A 16,360-nucleotide genomic window follows, 5' to 3' on the forward strand; every position below is an offset into this window, starting at 1 on the left:
GATCGGTACTCATCTTGACCACGCACGATGGCTCGCCAGCGTCAACGACACCAACGACTCCGCCGAAAACTCCACCACCACCCGGGACGTCACCCCACGGCGCGCGACACCCAGCGACGGCAGGCCCTCAGGCCGGGTCGGAATCGCGGCCCTCGGCCGCCGCACGCTCCTCGGCCTCGCGCAGCTCGCGGAGCTTCGTCCACGGGACGAAGCAGATCCACGCGATCGAGGCGATGGCCATTCCCATGATGATCGACGCGACATCCATACTCCGACGGTAGGTCGACGTCGGCGCCGACGCCTCCCCCGTCAGGCGGAGATCCGGCATCCGCTCCCCTACGCCGGGACCGAACTCCTCAGATCCGGCACCGCACACGCCGAAACTCCCCCGAATCCGCCGCTGCGGGCAGGATCGGAGGAGTTCGGTACGGGACGGCGTGCACGCCGCCGGCCGATCAGGCGCCGCGCAGGCGCTCCGACAGGTAGCCGATGAGACCCTCGAGCGGCACGCGCTCCTGGGCCATGGTGTCGCGGTCGCGCACGGTCACCGCTTCGTCGTCGAGCGAATCGAAGTCGACCGTGACGCACAGCGGCGTGCCGATCTCGTCCTGGCGGCGGTAGCGGCGGCCGATCGCGCCGGCGTCGTCGAAGTCCGTCACCCAGCCCTGCGCGCGGAGTCGATCCGAGACGTCGCGGGCCAGGGGCGAGAGCTTCTCGTTGCGCGACAGCGGCAGCACCGCGACCTTCACGGGAGCCAGACGCGGATCGAGGCCGAGGACCGTGCGGGTGTCGGTGCCGCCCTTGGCGTTCGGCGCCTCTTCTTCGCGGTACGCGTCGACGAGGAACGCCATCATCGCGCGGGTGAGACCGAACGACGGCTCGATCACGTAGGGCGTGTACTTCTCGCCCGAGGCCTGGTCGAAGTAGGTCAGGGACTGGCCGGATGCCTCGGTGTGGCTCTTCAGGTCGTAGTCGGTGCGGTTGGCGACGCCCATGAGCTCGCCCCACTCCTTGCCCGGGAAGCCGAAGCGGTACTCGACGTCGATCGTGCCGGCGGAGTAGTGAGCACGGTCCTCTTCCGGCACGTCGAAACGGCGCATGTTCGCCGCGTCGATCCCGAGGTCGATGAACCAGTTCCAGCACTCCTCCACCCAGTGCTCGAACCACTCGCCGGCGTCGGCGGGCGGGGTGAAGAACTCGATCTCCATCTGCTCGAACTCGCGGGTGCGGAAGATGAAGTTGCCCGGGGTGATCTCGTTCCGGAATGCCTTGCCGACCTGGCCGATGCCGAACGGCGGCTTCTTCCGCGACGCGGTGAGCACGTTGGAGAAGTTCACGAAGATGCCCTGCGCCGTCTCGGGGCGCAGGTAGTGCAGGCCGGACTCGTCGTCGACGACGCCGAGGTAGGTCTTGACCAGGCCCGAGAACGCCTTGGGCTCGGTGTACTGCCCCTTCGTGCCGCAGTTGGGGCACGGGATGTCGGCCAGGCCGTTCTCGGCCTTCCGCCCCTTGCGCGCCTCGAAGTCCTCGATGAGGTTGTCGGCGCGGAAGCGCTTGTGGCACTGGAGGCACTCGACCAGCGGGTCGGTGAAGGTCGCGACGTGGCCGGAGGCCTCCCACACGCGCTTGGGCAGGATGATCGACGAGTCGAGGCCCACCATGTCGCCGCGACCGCGCACGAACGTCTGCCACCACTGGCGGCGGATGTTCTCCTTCAGCTCCGTCCCGAGGGGACCGTAGTCCCACGCCGAGCGGGAACCGCCGTAGATCTCGCCCGCCTGGAAGACGAACCCGCGGTGACGGGCGAGGGCGATGACTTTGTCGAGGCGGGACTGCTCGGCCACGGTGGCTCCAATGGTCGGGTGTGGGGCGCGGGAATCCGCAGGACGCCGCGATGCGCGACATCCCCGATTCTAGGTCAGCGGATGCCGCGCCCACACGCCGCCGCGACCGCCTCCGCCGGCCGAAGGGGGGTCAGCTGATGAAGCGGATCGTGAGCGGGTAGGTGTACCAGTCACCCTGATTGGCCTTCACCGACGCGACGATGCAGAACACGATGTTCAGCACATAGGCCGCGAGGATGACGAAGAGCCCGATGACGACGATCGACAGGATGCCGCCCACGACGTAGGCGATGAGCAACGTCAGCTGGAAGTTGAGTGCCGTGGCGGTGTGCGCGCGGACGAACGGGCCCCGGTCCTTGAGGATGAGGTACCCGATCAGCGGGGCGAGGAAGCCGAAGAAGAGCCCGCCCAAATGAACCAGGGTGGACCAGAGCTTCTCGTCGGCGGGCGACATCGCGGCCGAGGACGGCGCACCGGTGGGCGGCGGCCCGTAGGGAGGGGTGGTCATGCGGTCAGCCTAGGACGCACGACCAACTCGGCACACGGGGGCTGTCCCCCGTCTTCCGCGGAGGGGGCCTGGCCGCGACCACGCGGGTCCGGCCGGGGACGACCCGCCGCCGGCGCGGTCCGTACGCACGCCGGCGGCGGGGTGTGGCAGTCGGCGCCGAACGGCGCGCGACGGGCTTAAGGGGCCACCTGTGGCGAGGGAGCGTCGCCGGCCGCGAAGGTCGGGATCCCGGGCGTTCGACCCGCGTCGCACCGCGGCGGGAAAAGGCTTACCAGAGCGACCATAGGACACCGGGCATCGTTCGCGCAACCACCGGCACGCGGTTCGAGAAGACGTCTCATCTTGCTCTTGCGAGCGGGACGGGTTGCGTGCGAAACTTCCCGCAACACCGCGGGAATGCGCTTTCCATCCTCGCCGTCCGAGAGGCGGACGGAGGATGGCCGGCTCGACACCCGATCACACAACCGAACAGAACAGGGCTCGAGTCCGTACGAACCCGGTTCACCGACATCGAGGGTCCGCACCGTCGCGGACCCCCGCCTGTCGTCCTTTGCCGAAGTCGACCAAGGAGTAACCGTGGACTACGCGTCTTCACGCGCCGCATCCGGCGCGGATCCGACCCCGTCATCCCATCGGCCCGGGCGGATCGCCCGTCGCAGCGCGGGAGCGGGACGTACCACCGTCCGAGCCGCCTCGATCGGAACCGCGGCCGCCCTCGTCGCGGCGCTGCTCAGCGCCACCCCCGCGTCGGCCGAGCTCCCGCCCGACGCCGACGGTGCCTGGAGCTTCGACTTCGGCCCGGCCGCCGGCCCGGTCGCCGACGGATACCAGCAGGTCACCCCCACGACCTTGTACTCCCCCGAGGAGGGCTTCGGCATCACCGTGCCCGACGGGGTGACGCTGTTCGAGCGCGACCGCACCGGCAGCCGCACCCCACCCGATCCGGTCGCCGAGGACTTCGTGGCCGGGGTCGACTGGGGCTTCCTCCTCGACGCTGTTCCCGAGGGCGACTACGACGTCACCGTCACCATCGGCGACGCCCTCCCGGGCGCGTCGGGAACGAATGCGACGCTCACCCTCGAGGGCGTCGCCCAGACGCGGCTGACGAACCCGCGGGGGGAGAGCACGGTCGCGACGTTCCGCACCACCGTCACCGACGGTCAGCTCACGGTCGGCTTCACCGGCAGCGGGCTCGGGGCCTACATCAACGGCCTCACCGTCGCGCCCGTCGTGCCCGACGCGCCCGTCGACGTCGCCGCCGCGCGCGTCGCATGGAACGGGGTGGACCTCACCTGGACGGCATCCGACGGCGCCGCGTCGTACCGGGTGCTGCGCGCGGACGTGACCGGCGAGACCGTCGGCGCATTCGCCGCGATCGCCGAGACGACGGATGCCGCCTACCGCGACGAGTCCGTGACGACGGGCGGGTCGTACGCCTACGCCGTCGTGGCCGTGACCGCCTACGACCGTGTCTCCGCTCCGTCGGACACCGTGCTCAGCGGTCTGATCCCCGAGCTCGTCGCCCCCGAGGCCCCCGCCGACCTGGCCGTGACGCAGGTCACGCGCGACGGCATCGTGCTCTCGTGGTCGGCCGTTCCGAACGGCGACGAGTACGTGATCGAGCGCGCGGGCGCCGACGGCGCGTTCTCCATGATCGCCACCACCGAGGCACCGGGCTACACCGATGCGGACGTCGACACGTCCACGCAGTGGTCGTATCGCGTGAGCGCCCGCAACCAGGCCGGCGCGTCGGCGGCATCCGCACCGGTCGTGTCGTCGGTCTACACCGCCCCGGCGCCCCTGCCGGCGGGGGACGTGGTGACCTTCGACTTCGGTCCGGGTCAGCTCGCCGACGGTGCCCTCGGGGTCACCGCGGCCACCGCCTTCAGCGACGAATGGGGCTACGGATTCTCGGCCGCTCCCATCGCCGACCCGGCGGACGTCGACCGCGGCGGCGACGACGCCGTGCGCGGCGACTTCGTGGCTGCAGCCGGTGGCACGTTCGAGGTCGCCCTGGGCGCGGGCGACTACGTCGTCTCGCTCGTCGCGGGTGACGCGACGGCGGCGAGCGACATCGCGATCACCGCGGAGTCGATCGCGAAGGTGCAGCCGACCACGAACGTCGCGGGCGAGTACCTCGAGATGTCGTTTCCGATCGCGCTGATCGACGGGGTACTGACCCTCGAGATCGCCGGCACCGCGGTCGCACTGAACAGCCTCACCATCACCCGACAGCCCGCGCGACTGGCCGGGACGCTCACGACCGCCTACCTCACGGGCGACTCGACCGTGCAGACGTACGACCCCGCGTTCGCGCCGCAAGCGGGCTGGGGACAGATGATCGGACGCTTCCTCGCGCCGGACGTCGTCGTGGCCAACAATGCGATCGGCGGACGCAGCTCGAAGAACTTCATCACCCAGGGACGCCTCGACGAGGTCCTCCGCGCGATCCGCCCGGGCGACTACCTGTTCGTGCAGTTCGGCCACAACGACGCCACGCAGGGCGTCGACGATCGCTATGCCTCGCCCGCCGACTACAAAGAGTATCTGCGCGTCTACGTCGAGGGCGCCCGCCAGCGCGGTGCCACACCGATCATCGTGACCCCCGTCTCGCGGCGCAGCTTCGACGCGGCGACCGGTCTGTTCAACGTCAGCTTCCCGGAGTACGTGGAGAAGGCGATCGAGCTCGCGACCGAAGAAGGCGTGCTGCTGGTCGACCTGTCCTCCTCGAGCCGCGCGTACCTCGACGAGATCGGTCCGGAGGCCGCGAAAGCCGTGTTCCTGCACGTGGACCCGGGCATCTTCCCCGGCCGTCCCGCCGGGACGATCGACGACACCCACTTCCAGGACTACGGCGCGATCCAGATGGCGCGCCTGGTGGCCCAGGACGTCGCGGACCTCGACGACCCGCTCGCCGGCAAGGTGATCGACATCGCCCCGCCCGCCGCGGTGCCGTCCGCTCCCGCGAACCTCGTGGCCGGGTCGATCTCGAACGCCGGGGCGCAGCTGCGATGGGATGCCGCGGCCACGGCCGACGTGTACAAGGTGTACCGGCAGTCCGTCGCCGACCCCGACCAGACCTGGTCGCTGGTGACCTACACGACGCAGACGAGCGTCATCGTGCAGGGGCTCCTCGAAGGGGAGTCGTACCGCTACCGGGTCGTGGCGACCAACGGTCGCGGCGACTCCGCCCCGAGTGAGACCGTGACCTTCACCACGAAGCAGGCCCGCTGGAAGTTCGACTTCCAGCTCGCGGGCAACCCGCTCATGCCGGGCTACACCGAGGTGAACCCGGACGACGCCTACGCCGCCGACCCCGGCTACGGCTTCGAGGTGCCGATCGGCGCCGGCGCCGGACGCGACCGCGGAGCGGCGGAAGGCTCGAACGACCTCGTGCGCGACTTCGTGCTGCCGGGCGACAGCTCGACGTTCCTTCTCGACGTCCCCAACGGCACGTACTCGGTGAAGACGTACTCCGGCGACTGGATCGGCTCGACACGCACGAGCTTCGACCTCGAAGGTCGCGCGTTCGGCACGGGCAACGCGGGACGCGGAAGCGTCAACGAGTCCGTTCGCGGACCGGTGCTCGTCACGGACGGTCAGCTGAGCGTGCGCGTGTACGGCGTCGCGGCCGGGACGCGTCTGAACGGCATCGAGGTCACGCCGATCCTGCTCGGACCGGTGGGGCTCGAGATCACGGACGTCGTCGCCGACCCGTCCGCTCCGACCGTGAGCATGCGGTGGGATGCCGAGCCGGGACTGTCGTGGAACGTGTACCGCACGTCCCCCTTCGACGCCGAACCGCAGCTGGTCGGGGGTGTCTCCGAACCGGAGTTCACCGACACGAGCGCGCGGGTCGGACTGGACTACGAGTACCACGTGACCGCGGTCGACCAGACCGGGCTCGAGTCGGTGCCCTCGCGCACCGTCGAGGTGTCGCTCGTCGATCCCGACGTCACCGCCCCCGCTGCTCCGACCGGCCTCGCGGTCGACCGGATCGACAAGCGCGAACTCGAGATCTCGTGGGCGCAGCCCGTCGGATCGCTCTACTCGCTCGTCTTCCGCTCCGAGGTCGCGGGTGAGCAGGGCGAACTGGTGGCTATCGCACCGGGCAACCGATTCATCGACACCGACGTGCTGACCACGATCCCGTACTTCTACACGGTGATCGCGGTGAACGCCGGCGGCGCGGGCGCGGCATCCGCTCAGCTCGAAACGGATGCACCCACGGTGCTGCAGCGCCAGGCCGAGTACCTCGACCGGGCGCCGGCCGCGGTGCAGACCGCCGACGGCGTACTGGTGTCGTGGCGCATGCTCGGGACCGACCCCGACGGCATCGCCTTCCACGTGTACCGCGACGGTGCGCGGATCACCGACGCGCCGATCGCGGACTCCACCAACCTGTTGGACGACGAAGGGGACGAGGCATCCGTCTACTTCGTGACGACGGTGCGGGACGGGGTCGAGACGACCGAGACCGGGGAGTTCGGCGTGCAGACCGCCGAGTACCTCTCGGTGCCGCTCGACAAGCCCGCCGACGCGTACACGAAGGACGGTCAGCCCTACACGTATTCGGCGAACGACGCGAGCGTCGGCGATGTCGACGGTGACGGGCAGTACGAGCTGTTCGTGAAGTGGTACCCGTCCAACGCGAAGGACAACTCCCAGGCCGGCTACACCGGGAACGTCTACATCGATGCCTACCGGCTCGACGGCACGCGCCTGTGGCGGGTCGACCTGGGCGTCAACATCCGCGCCGGTGCGCACTACACGCACTTCATGGTCTACGACCTGGACGGCGACGGGCGCGCCGAGGTCGTGATGAAGACCGGAGACGGCACGATCGACGCCCTCGGGCAGCCGATCGGCAACGCGAGCGCCGACCATCGCAACAGCAGCGGCTACGTGCTCACCGGACCCGAGTTCCTTACGGTGTTCGACGGGGCCACGGGCGCGGCGATCGACACGATCGACTACACGCCGCCGCGCGGAGACGTCGGCGCGTGGGGCGACTCGTACGGCAACCGGGTCGACCGGTTCCTCGCGGGGGTCGCCTACCTCGACGGCGAAAGCCCGAGCGTGCTGTTCAGCCGCGGGTACTACACCCGAGCGGTGATCGCGGCGTACGACTTCGACGGCGAGAACCTCCGCACCCGCTGGGTGTTCGATTCGGACGACGACGGCAGCTACGGCGGCTACGGACAGGGCAACCACTCCCTGTCGGTCGCGGACGTCGACGGCGACGCCAAGGACGAGATCGTCTTCGGATCGGCCACGATCGACGACGACGGGCAGCTGCTCTACTCCACCGGTCTCGGCCATGGAGACGCACAGCACGTGTCCGACCTCATCCCCGACCGTCCCGGGCTCGAGGTGTTCTCGGCGCACGAGGACATGGGCTCGTCGGGTGACCGCGGGGCCACGATGCGCGACGCCCGGACCGGCGAGATCATCTGGGACATCCCGGCCACACGCGACACCGGTCGTGCGGCATCCGGCGACATCGACCCGCGCTACGCGGGCGCCGAGGGCTGGGCGATCGGCGGGGACGCGGCCTGGAACTCGCCCGTCGGCCAACTGAAGTCGGCCTCCGGGGAGCTGATCTCGGAGTCGATCCCGGCGGCGAACTTCCTCGCCTGGTTCGACGCCGACCCGCTGCGCGAGATCGTCGACCACGAGTGGACGGACGCGACCGGTGTCGGCATCCCGACGGTGTCGAAGTGGAACTGGGAGACGGACTCGGAGGATGTGATCCTCGCGGCGGACGGCGCCCGGACGAACAACGGGACGAAGGGGACACCCAACCTGCAGGCGGATCTGTTCGGCGACTGGCGTGAGGAGCTCGCGTTCCGCAGCGCCGACTCGACCGAGATGCGGATCTACTCCACGACGGAGGTGACCGACCTGCGCATCCGCACGCTGATGCACGACACGCAGTACCGCGTGGCGGTCGCGTGGCAGAACACCGGCTACAACCAGCCGCCGCACCCGAGCTTCTTCATCGGAGACGGGATGCCGGAGCCGCCGGCGCCCCGGATCGCGGTGACGGGAGCACCCGACGGCGCGACCGACACGACCGCTCCGGTGCTGTCGGGCGTTCCCGCCGACGGCACGCTGCTCGCCGACTCGGGCGTCTTCACCGTGGACGTTGCCGCCGAGGACCCCGAGACCGGCATCCGCAATCTCGACATCGCGTTCGACGGGGACCCCGTCGCGCCGGGTCAGGCGATCGATCTCGACGGACTCGCGGGCCTGCACACCTTCACGGTGCGTGCGGTGAACCACGACGGCCTCGTCACGGCGGAGACGGTGCAGCTGCTGGTGTTCGAGGACGAAGGGGGCACAGCCAAGCCCGGACGCGGCACCCTGTCCTCCGACAGCGGATGGAACACCGGGCTACACGACGGAGCCTTCACGATCTCGATGAACCTCTGGTACGGGGTCAACGGATCGGTGTTCCGGCTCTATGAGAACGGCGAGCTCATCTCGACCGAGCTGCTCTCGCCCGACTCGCCGCGCGCGCAGCTCGAGACGGTCGCCCTCTCGGGCAAGCCCAACGGCACGTACGTGTACACGGGCGAACTCGTCAATGCCTCCGGGTCGACCGCGACCACCTCGGTCACGGTCAGGGTGAAGGACGCCGCTCCCGCGGCGCCGGTGCTCTCGCACGACAATTGGGACAAGGACGGCAACTACACGGTGACGGCCAACCTGTGGTGGGGCACGAACGCCACGTCCTACACGCTGTACGAGAACGGCGCCGTGATCGACGAGCAGACGCTCGTGGCGGCATCGCCGAATCCCCAGCGTGCCGCGACGTACGTGGCCGGCCACGCGCCGGGGACGTACACCTACCGCGTCGAGTTCGCCAACGCCGCCGGCACCACGAGCTCGAAAGAGCTGAAGGTGCAGGTGCGCTGACCCGCCGGCGCGCCGACGTCGGCTGGCCCGATGGTGTGCCCGCCCCGGATCCTCGGGGCGGGCACACGCGCGCGCCGGCCGGACCCGCCCCCGGACCGAACTCCTCAAGAACGTCGGGTGGGACCGGTTCCGATGGTTGAGAAGCGCGCGCGACGCGCGGATTTGAGGAGTTGCGTCGGCGGAAAGCTCAGGTCCGATCGAGCGCGTCGTGTTCGGGCGCGTACCGCCCGAGGACGACGTCGATGAGGCGCTCCGACTCGCCGTCGTCCGCCTCCGGGCGCGCGACGATGCGCACGAGGATCGCACCGACGAGGAGTTCCACGATCGAGGCGATCGGAGCCGCAGCGGGCAGCTCTCCGTCCTCGACTCCCTTCTCGAGCCGGCGGACGAGGTCGGCATCGGCTCCGAGGTTCTCCCGGAGTCGTTCGCCGATGGCCGGGTTCGCAGTGCTGGCGGCGATGAGCGATTTCAGCATCTCGTCGTACTCCGGGTGGTCGACGAACGCGAGGACCGCGCGCATCCACTGCACGAGGTCGGCACGCAGGGTGCCGTCGAAGCGGGGTGCCACCTGCTCGGGCATGAGCACCCCCGCGATGAGCGCCTCCGCGACGAGGTCGCTCTTGCTGGGCCACCAGCGATAGATCGTCTGCTTGCCGACCCCGGCGTCGGCGGCGATGCCCTCGATGCTGAGCTGCGCGAATCCCCTCGCGAGGAACAGGCGCGCCGTCGCGTGCAGGATCGCCATTCGTGCCGCCTCGCTGCGCGGAGCGCCGCCTCGTCGGTCTGTCATGGTCGTCCTCTGCTCGGGTTGCGAGACGGTTCGTATCGTATGCTGTGCAGGCCCGCACCGCTCCCCGCCACGAAAGGCGATCATGGCAGAACTGCTGTACCGGCTCGGAAAAGCGAGCGCCCGGCGCGCGTGGATCGTCATCGTCGCGTGGATCGCCGTCCTCGGGATCTCCGGCGGCGCCTTCGCTCTGGGCTCCGGGTCCCTTGCGACGAGCTTCGACGTGCCCGGCACGGCGTCGGGCGAGGTGATCGATGAACTCGCCGAAGAGCTCCCCGACTATGCGGGGGCCTCGGGTCAGGTCGTCTATCACTCCATCACCGGCGAGGCCTTCACCCCCGAGCAGCAGGCGGAGATCGCCGCCGTCGCCGAGGGGATCGCCGATCTTCCCGACGTCGCACGGGTCATCGACCCGTTCGAGACCGAGCAGGAGCGCGCGGACCGGGAGCAGGAGATCGCCGACGGCCGCGACGAACTCGCCGACGGTCAGGAGCAGCTGGATGCCGGTCAAGCCCAGCTCGATGCCGCCGTCGCGGAGATCGAGGCGGGCCAGGAGCAGCTCGACGCAGGTCGTGCCCAGCTGAATGCGGCGCGTGAACAGGCCGAAGCCGCGGGCGCCCCCGCCGAGCAGCTCGCCGCGCTCGACGCGCAGCTGGCTGAGCTCGATGCGCAGCAGGCGCAGCTCGACGCGGGCCGCGAGCAGCTCGCCGAACAGCAGGCGCAGATCGACGACGGTCGCGCTGACCTCCTCGCCGGCTCCGAGCAGCTCGAACGCGGCGCCGAGCTGCTCGCGCTCTCCGACGGCATCCGCGTCGTGTCCGAGGACGGAGCGACGGCACTGGTGAACGTCTCCTTCGACGTTCCTCTGCTGGAGCTCGAGCCCGCGTCGAAGGAGTCGGTGATCTCCTATGTCGAGGCGAACCCGATCGACGGAGTCGAGTACGCCTTCTCGTCCACCCTCGCGCAGGCCATTCCCAACCTCGTCGGCGTCGGCGAGATCGTGGGCCTCGTCATCGCGGCCATCGTGCTCCTGGTCATGCTGGGCACGGCGATCGCCGCCGCGCTTCCGCTCATCACCGCGCTCGTCGGCGTCGGGATCGCCGTCCTTGCCGCGCTGTCGCTGTCGGGAGTGGTGGACATGTCGAGCGTCACACCCGTCCTCGGGGTCATGCTCGGGCTCGCGGTGGGCATCGACTATTCGCTGTTCATCATCAACCGTCACCGCAGGCAACTGCTCGAGGGCGCCGAGATGCGGGAGTCGATCGGGCTTGCCAACGGGACCGCCGGGAACGCGGTGACCTTCGCCGGTTCCACCGTCATCATCGCCCTCTTGGCCCTGAACGTCACCGGCATCCCTTTCCTCGGGCTCATGGGCTCTGTCGGCGCGTTCGCCGTCCTGGTCGCGGTCATGATCGCCGTGACGCTGACCCCCGCCCTTCTGGGGCTGATCGGTCCTCGCGTTCTGAGTCGTCGTGCTCGCGCGAGGGTCGGCACCGTCCCCCACGCGGATGCCGGCGCCGCCCCCATGGGGACCTGGCGCGCGGTACTCACCGCGACCGTCGCGATCATCGCTCTGCTCATCATCGCCGTCCCTGCCCTGTCGATGCGCGTAGGGCTGCCGGATGGTTCGAGCGAGCCCGAGGATTCGTACGCCTATCAGGCCTACACGCTCACCGAGGACGCCTTCGGCGCCGGCGTCAACGGCACGCTGCTGGTGTCGGCGACGCTGCCGGGCGGTCTCGACGACACGGAGGAGCTGCAGGCGCAGCTGGACATCGCCACCGCCGTATCGGCTCTCGACGGTGTCGTCGCGGTGGCGCCGATCGCCGTGTCGGCGGACGGGCGGCTGGCGGCGTTCCAGGTCGTGCCGGAGGACGGACCGAGCTCGGTGTCGACCGATGCGCTCGTGCGGGATCTGCGCGCTCTGCCCCCGGTCGACGGCGAGTACGTGCTCGGTGTCGCCGGGCAGGCCGCGATCAACATCGACATCTCGGAGAACCTCGCCGCGGTGCTGCCGCTGTACATCGCCGTGGTCGTCGGCCTGTCGCTGGTGATCATGGTGGTGGTTTTCCGCTCACTGCTCGTGCCGATCATCGCCACGGGCGGCTTCATCCTGTCGCTGTTCGCCACCTACGGCGCGACCGTCGCCGTGTTCCAGTGGGGCTGGGGGGCCGAGCTGATCGGGCTCCACTCGACGGGGCCGATCCTGAGCTTCCTTCCGGTGCTGCTCGTGGGGATCCTCTTCGGCCTCGCGATGGACTACCAGCTCTTCCTGTCCTCCGGAATGCGCGAGGCGTTCGTCCACGGCGCCCCCGCGCGTCTCGCCGTGATGCGCGGGCTGCGCGCCGGCCGGGCCGTCGTGACGGCCGCGGGGCTCATCATGGTCTCCGTCTTCGGCGGGTTCATCTTCGCCGAGTCCACGATGGTCCGATCGATCGGATTCGGACTCGCGTTCGGCGTGCTGCTGGACGCTTTCGTCGTCCGGATGCTGCTGATGCCCGCCGTCATGCATCTCCTGGGACGCTCGGCGTGGTGGATGCCGCGGTGGCTCGACCGCATCATTCCCAACGTCGATGTGGAAGGCGCCAAGCTCGAACGCGCGCATCACGCCCCGTGGGCGGAAGAGGACCCGGCGAACGGGGCACCGGCCGGAGACGACCGGCCGGGCGACGAACCGTCGACGCGTCGGGAGGCGCGTTCGCGCGGCCTGATCTAGCGGTCCGCGGGCGGACGCGGCGGCCGCGGGCCCTACCTCTCCCCCGTCGCACCGAACTCAACTCCTCCGACGCGTCGGGCGGGACCGGTTCCATCCGGCCGTCCCGGGCCCCGACGCGCGAATCGGAGGAGTTCGGCACGGGCAGGAGCCGGCATTCGGCATCACCCCGCCCGCGGCGTCAGCGGCGCAGGGTCTCGCGGGCGACGGTGACGTCGTCGAGCGCGACGGAGTCCATGTCGATCCCGAGGCCGGGGCCGGTGGGCACGCGCACGTGGCCGTCCTCGAGCACGATCGGGTCGCGGACGATGTCGCGCGCGTAGAACCGGTTCGATGCCGACACGTCCCCCGGCAGGGCGAAGCCGGGAAGCGCGGCGAGCGCGGCGTTCGCCGCCCGCCCGATTCCCGTCTCGAGCATCCCGCCGCACCACACCGGGATCCCGGCCTCTCGGCAGAGGTCGTGGATCGCGACGGCTTCGAGGTATCCCCCGACGCGTCCGGCCTTGATGTTGATGACGGATGCCGACCCCAGCGCGAGCGCGTCGGCGGCGGCCTTCCGCGACACGATCGATTCGTCGAGGCACACGGGGGTCCGCAGACGCGCAGCGAGCGTCGCGTGGTCGACGAGGTCGTCCTCCTGCAGCGGCTGCTCGATGAGGAGGAGATCGAACCGGTCGAGTTCGGCCAGGACCTCCGCGTCAGCGAGCGTGTAGGCCGAGTTGGCGTCGACCTGCAGTGCGATCGCCCCGAACGCCTCGCGCACCGCGGCGGTGTCGTCGACATCGCGCCCGGGCTTGATCTTGATCTTGATCCGCGCGTATCCGTCGTCGAGGTAGCCGCCGACGACATCCACCAGAGCCGCGGGATCCCGCTGGATGCCGACGCTCACCCCGCTCGGCACGCGATCCCGCGTGACCCTGAGGTGCGCGCCGAAGGAGATGCCGTCCAGGCGCAGGGACGCGTCGAGCACCGCCAGTTCGAGCCCCGCCTTCACCATGCGGTGCCCGACGAAGGGCTCCAGGATGCCGGCGACCTCGGCCGGCCGCATCCGGTGCGCGTCGAGGAGCGCGGGGATCATCCACCGGAGCGCCACGTCCCACGCACCCTGCGTGTACTCGCTGGAGTACAGGGGCGCGGCGGACGTGACGATCTCGCCCCACCCGTCGCCGTCGGGCGTGAGCGCCCGCGCGACGATCACCTCACGGACCGTCTCGGTGCCGAAGGACGTGGTGAAGGGGGCGACGAGCGGCAGATGGAGCACCCGCAGCTCGACGCCGTCCAGGGTGATCGGGGCGCTGTCCATGCGCCCCAGGCTAGCGACCGGCGGTCAGCGACCGAAGAGGTCACCAAGACCGGGCAGCTCGAACCCGCCGAACTGCTCGCCGAAGCCCGTCACCTGCTCGCCGAGGCCGGCGACCTGCTCCTCAGCGAACCCGCCCATGCCGCCCGCGATGCCCTCGACGTCTCCTCCACCCGGATGCCGGGCCGGCGGACCGGGACACGATCGCGTTTCCGTACTGACGGTTCCGCCGCGTCGGGAGTACTCCCCTTGCGTGGGGAAGAACCTATCCGTTCGCGCCTATGAATCCGCCCGAAACCCGAAACCCGAACCCCGGTTCAGCCCGGGTCAGTGCGCGGTCGCGTGCGCGGGCCCGCGCGCCCCACCCGCGGTGCGCGCGGCGGCACGGGCGTGTCGAGCGGCACGGGCCTCGCGCCGCACCCGACGCCGTTCGGCGCGGAGCGCGGCGGGGTCGACCGCCACGAACGTCTCCCGGGTGACGCGCGGACGACGTCGGGCGTGGCGGCGCTCGGCGGAGAAGAACGTCCTGATCGCCTCGAACAGCGATTCGGTGTGCTCGTGCATGATCTGCTCCTTCGGAATGATCGCGGCGAGGGCGACCGTGAAGAAGGAGCGGGGCGCGCCCACGGTGATACCCGACCCGCGAGATCCGTTGCGGTCGCGATGACTCAGGTCGCGATGACTCAGGGCCGGACGAGCAGGTATCCGCGCCGATCGAACCCGCCGACCTCCAGGCCCGCGGCGAGCCCGGCGCACAGCTCGTCGCGGACGCGCCGACGCCAGGCCGCGGCATCCGTCACCGACCGGGCTCGGATCGCGCCGATGTCGTCCGGCACCGCGACGGTCGCGAGGATGCGCTCCTCGGCGGGGGCCGCGAGCCCGGGGGCGGCGAGCGCCCACGAGACCATGATGCGGTCGGACTCGTCGCCGCGGTTCACGCCGTCGTCCATGGGCCCGTAGTGGTCGACGAGGAAGTCCGTGACGCGTGCGCCGAGGACGGCGAGATTGAAGTGGGCGTTCCGGGCGACGAGCGGGTCGAAGGTCCACGTGATGTGCCCGACGTCCCGCGCGAGCGCCCACGTCCGCTGGTGCTCCTTGAGGGCGCGACCGAGCCCGCGGCCCTGATGACTCGGCAGGATGCCCGTGATGTGGCTGTGCATCGAGCGTGCCGCCGGTGCGGCGAAGAAGGCGACGGATGCCCCGACCATGCGGTCGCCGTCCCACAGACCCACCGCGTAGTTGCCCGAGTGCGCCAACGCCCGCAGGAGGTTCGGCGGCATGCCCGATCGATCGCCACCCCAGACCTCGGCGAGCGTCGCTGAGGCGGTGAAGACGTCGGCGACCGTGTCGAGGTCGTGGATGCGGATGCCGGTCACCGCCGTGTCCTACGCCGAACGCCGGGTCGGCCGCCCCGTCGGCAGCGTGATCGCACCGGTGGCGGGCGTCTCGACGCCGGCGGTGATGACGTGCTCGGCGAAGAGTCCCGGCCACGCCATCACGCCGTACGGGGTGCGCGCGACGACGAGCCGACTGTGCGGGAGCGTCTCGTCGAGCTTCGTGGCGGTGCGGAGCGGATGCGTGTGGTCACCGGTCCAGGCGAGGATGAGAGTCGGCGTCGTGACGTCGACGAGGCGCTTCCGAGGGGGCAGGTCGGCGAGCGCGGCACCGCGGAGCACGGTGGGGAGGAGCGCCTCGCCGACCGCCGGCCCCGTCTGCGGCGCCTCGGCGAGGGCGGGCGGCACGGGGGTCGTGCTCCCGAGCTCCACGAACGCCGCGATCCCTTCGCGCTCGATGAGGTCGGCGCCGACGAGGTAGGACTGCGCCTGCGCGGGCCGGGTACCCCATGCCGTCGGAGGCAGCATCAGGGTCAGACTGTCGAAGCGGCCGGGCTCGCGCAGCACGGCGTGCAGCAGGGTTCCGGTACCCATCGAGGGCCCGAGTCCGTGCACGCTCTCGCCGGGGACGATCGCGTCGAGCGCGGCGAGCAGATCGTCGGCGAGCCGGTCCCACGCGTAGTCGGCGGGCTCCGTCGTTCCGGACGAGCCGCCGTGCGCGCGCGCGTCGAGGCGGATCACGCGGTGACCGCGCAGGGCGCGCCCGAGATCGAGTCCGAGCTGGGTGTCGCGGGCGCGGCTGGACATGAGCCCGTGCAGCTGGACCACGACCGGACCGTCGGTGCCGGTGATGTCGTATTCCAGGCGGGCGCCGTTCACGAGGACGGTGGGCACGGCACCTCCGAGGGAGGGAGAACGGACGTGGAAGCGAGAACGAAACGTCGAACCCCTAC

At 70.4% G+C, this 16,360-nt stretch carries 10 protein-coding genes; 2 read left to right on the forward strand and 8 right to left on the reverse strand.

What is annotated here, in order from left to right:
* Positions 1–127: 127 nt before the first annotated feature.
* From AB0O93_RS08900 to AB0O93_RS08910, 3 genes are all read right to left on the reverse strand, one after another.
* Positions 128–328, reverse strand: a complete 201-nt coding sequence (locus AB0O93_RS08900) for a hypothetical protein (RefSeq protein WP_363342557.1) — start codon at positions 326–328, stop codon at positions 128–130.
* 127 nt (positions 329–455) lie between these two features.
* Positions 456–1,844, reverse strand: coding sequence for a glycine--tRNA ligase (locus AB0O93_RS08905; RefSeq protein WP_363342559.1), 1,389 nt, complete (start codon positions 1,842–1,844; stop codon positions 456–458).
* Between the two features lie 130 nt (positions 1,845–1,974).
* Positions 1,975–2,352, reverse strand: a complete 378-nt coding sequence (locus AB0O93_RS08910) for a DUF4870 domain-containing protein (RefSeq protein ID WP_363342561.1) — start codon at positions 2,350–2,352, stop codon at positions 1,975–1,977.
* Positions 2,353–2,928: 576 nt separating this feature from the next.
* Between AB0O93_RS08910 and AB0O93_RS08915 the strand changes: the two genes are divergently transcribed.
* Positions 2,929–9,273 carry a fibronectin type III domain-containing protein gene (locus AB0O93_RS08915; RefSeq protein WP_363342563.1) on the forward strand — a complete coding sequence of 2,115 codons (6,345 nt, stop codon included), beginning with the start codon at positions 2,929–2,931 and terminating at the stop codon, positions 9,271–9,273.
* A 187-nt stretch (positions 9,274–9,460) separates the two neighbouring features.
* Here the strand turns inward: AB0O93_RS08915 and AB0O93_RS08920 are convergent, their stop codons facing one another.
* On the reverse strand, positions 9,461–10,063 hold the full coding sequence (locus AB0O93_RS08920) for a TetR/AcrR family transcriptional regulator (RefSeq protein ID WP_363342565.1): 603 nt from the start codon (positions 10,061–10,063) through the stop codon (positions 9,461–9,463).
* An 82-nt stretch (positions 10,064–10,145) separates the two neighbouring features.
* Here AB0O93_RS08920 and AB0O93_RS08925 point away from each other — a divergent pair, with 82 nt between their 5' ends.
* On the forward strand, positions 10,146–12,776 hold the full coding sequence (locus AB0O93_RS08925) for an MMPL family transporter (protein WP_363342567.1): 2,631 nt from the start codon (positions 10,146–10,148) through the stop codon (positions 12,774–12,776).
* Between the two features lie 178 nt (positions 12,777–12,954).
* Here the strand turns inward: AB0O93_RS08925 and menC are convergent, their stop codons facing one another.
* From menC to AB0O93_RS08945, 4 genes are all read right to left on the reverse strand, one after another.
* Positions 12,955–14,076: an o-succinylbenzoate synthase gene (menC, locus tag AB0O93_RS08930; RefSeq protein ID WP_363342569.1), complete on the reverse strand. Its 1,122-nt coding sequence runs from the start codon at positions 14,074–14,076 to the stop codon at positions 12,955–12,957.
* A gap of 324 nt (positions 14,077–14,400) precedes the next feature.
* Entirely contained in the window at positions 14,401–14,700 is a 300-nt protein-coding gene (locus AB0O93_RS08935; protein ID WP_363342571.1) for a hypothetical protein, read from the reverse strand.
* Between the two features lie 56 nt (positions 14,701–14,756).
* Positions 14,757–15,449 carry a GNAT family N-acetyltransferase gene (locus AB0O93_RS08940; RefSeq protein WP_363342573.1) on the reverse strand — a complete coding sequence of 231 codons (693 nt, stop codon included), beginning with the start codon at positions 15,447–15,449 and terminating at the stop codon, positions 14,757–14,759.
* Positions 15,450–15,458: 9 nt separating this feature from the next.
* The gene (locus AB0O93_RS08945) at positions 15,459–16,301 is read right to left on the reverse strand and encodes an alpha/beta fold hydrolase (RefSeq protein ID WP_363342575.1); all 843 of its coding nucleotides are present in this window, start codon (positions 16,299–16,301) and stop codon (positions 15,459–15,461) included.
* Positions 16,302–16,360 lie beyond the last annotated feature (59 nt).

It is taken from the genome of Microbacterium sp. NPDC077184 (assembly GCF_040687055.1).
Taxonomy (GTDB): Bacteria; Actinomycetota; Actinomycetes; order Actinomycetales; family Microbacteriaceae; genus Microbacterium.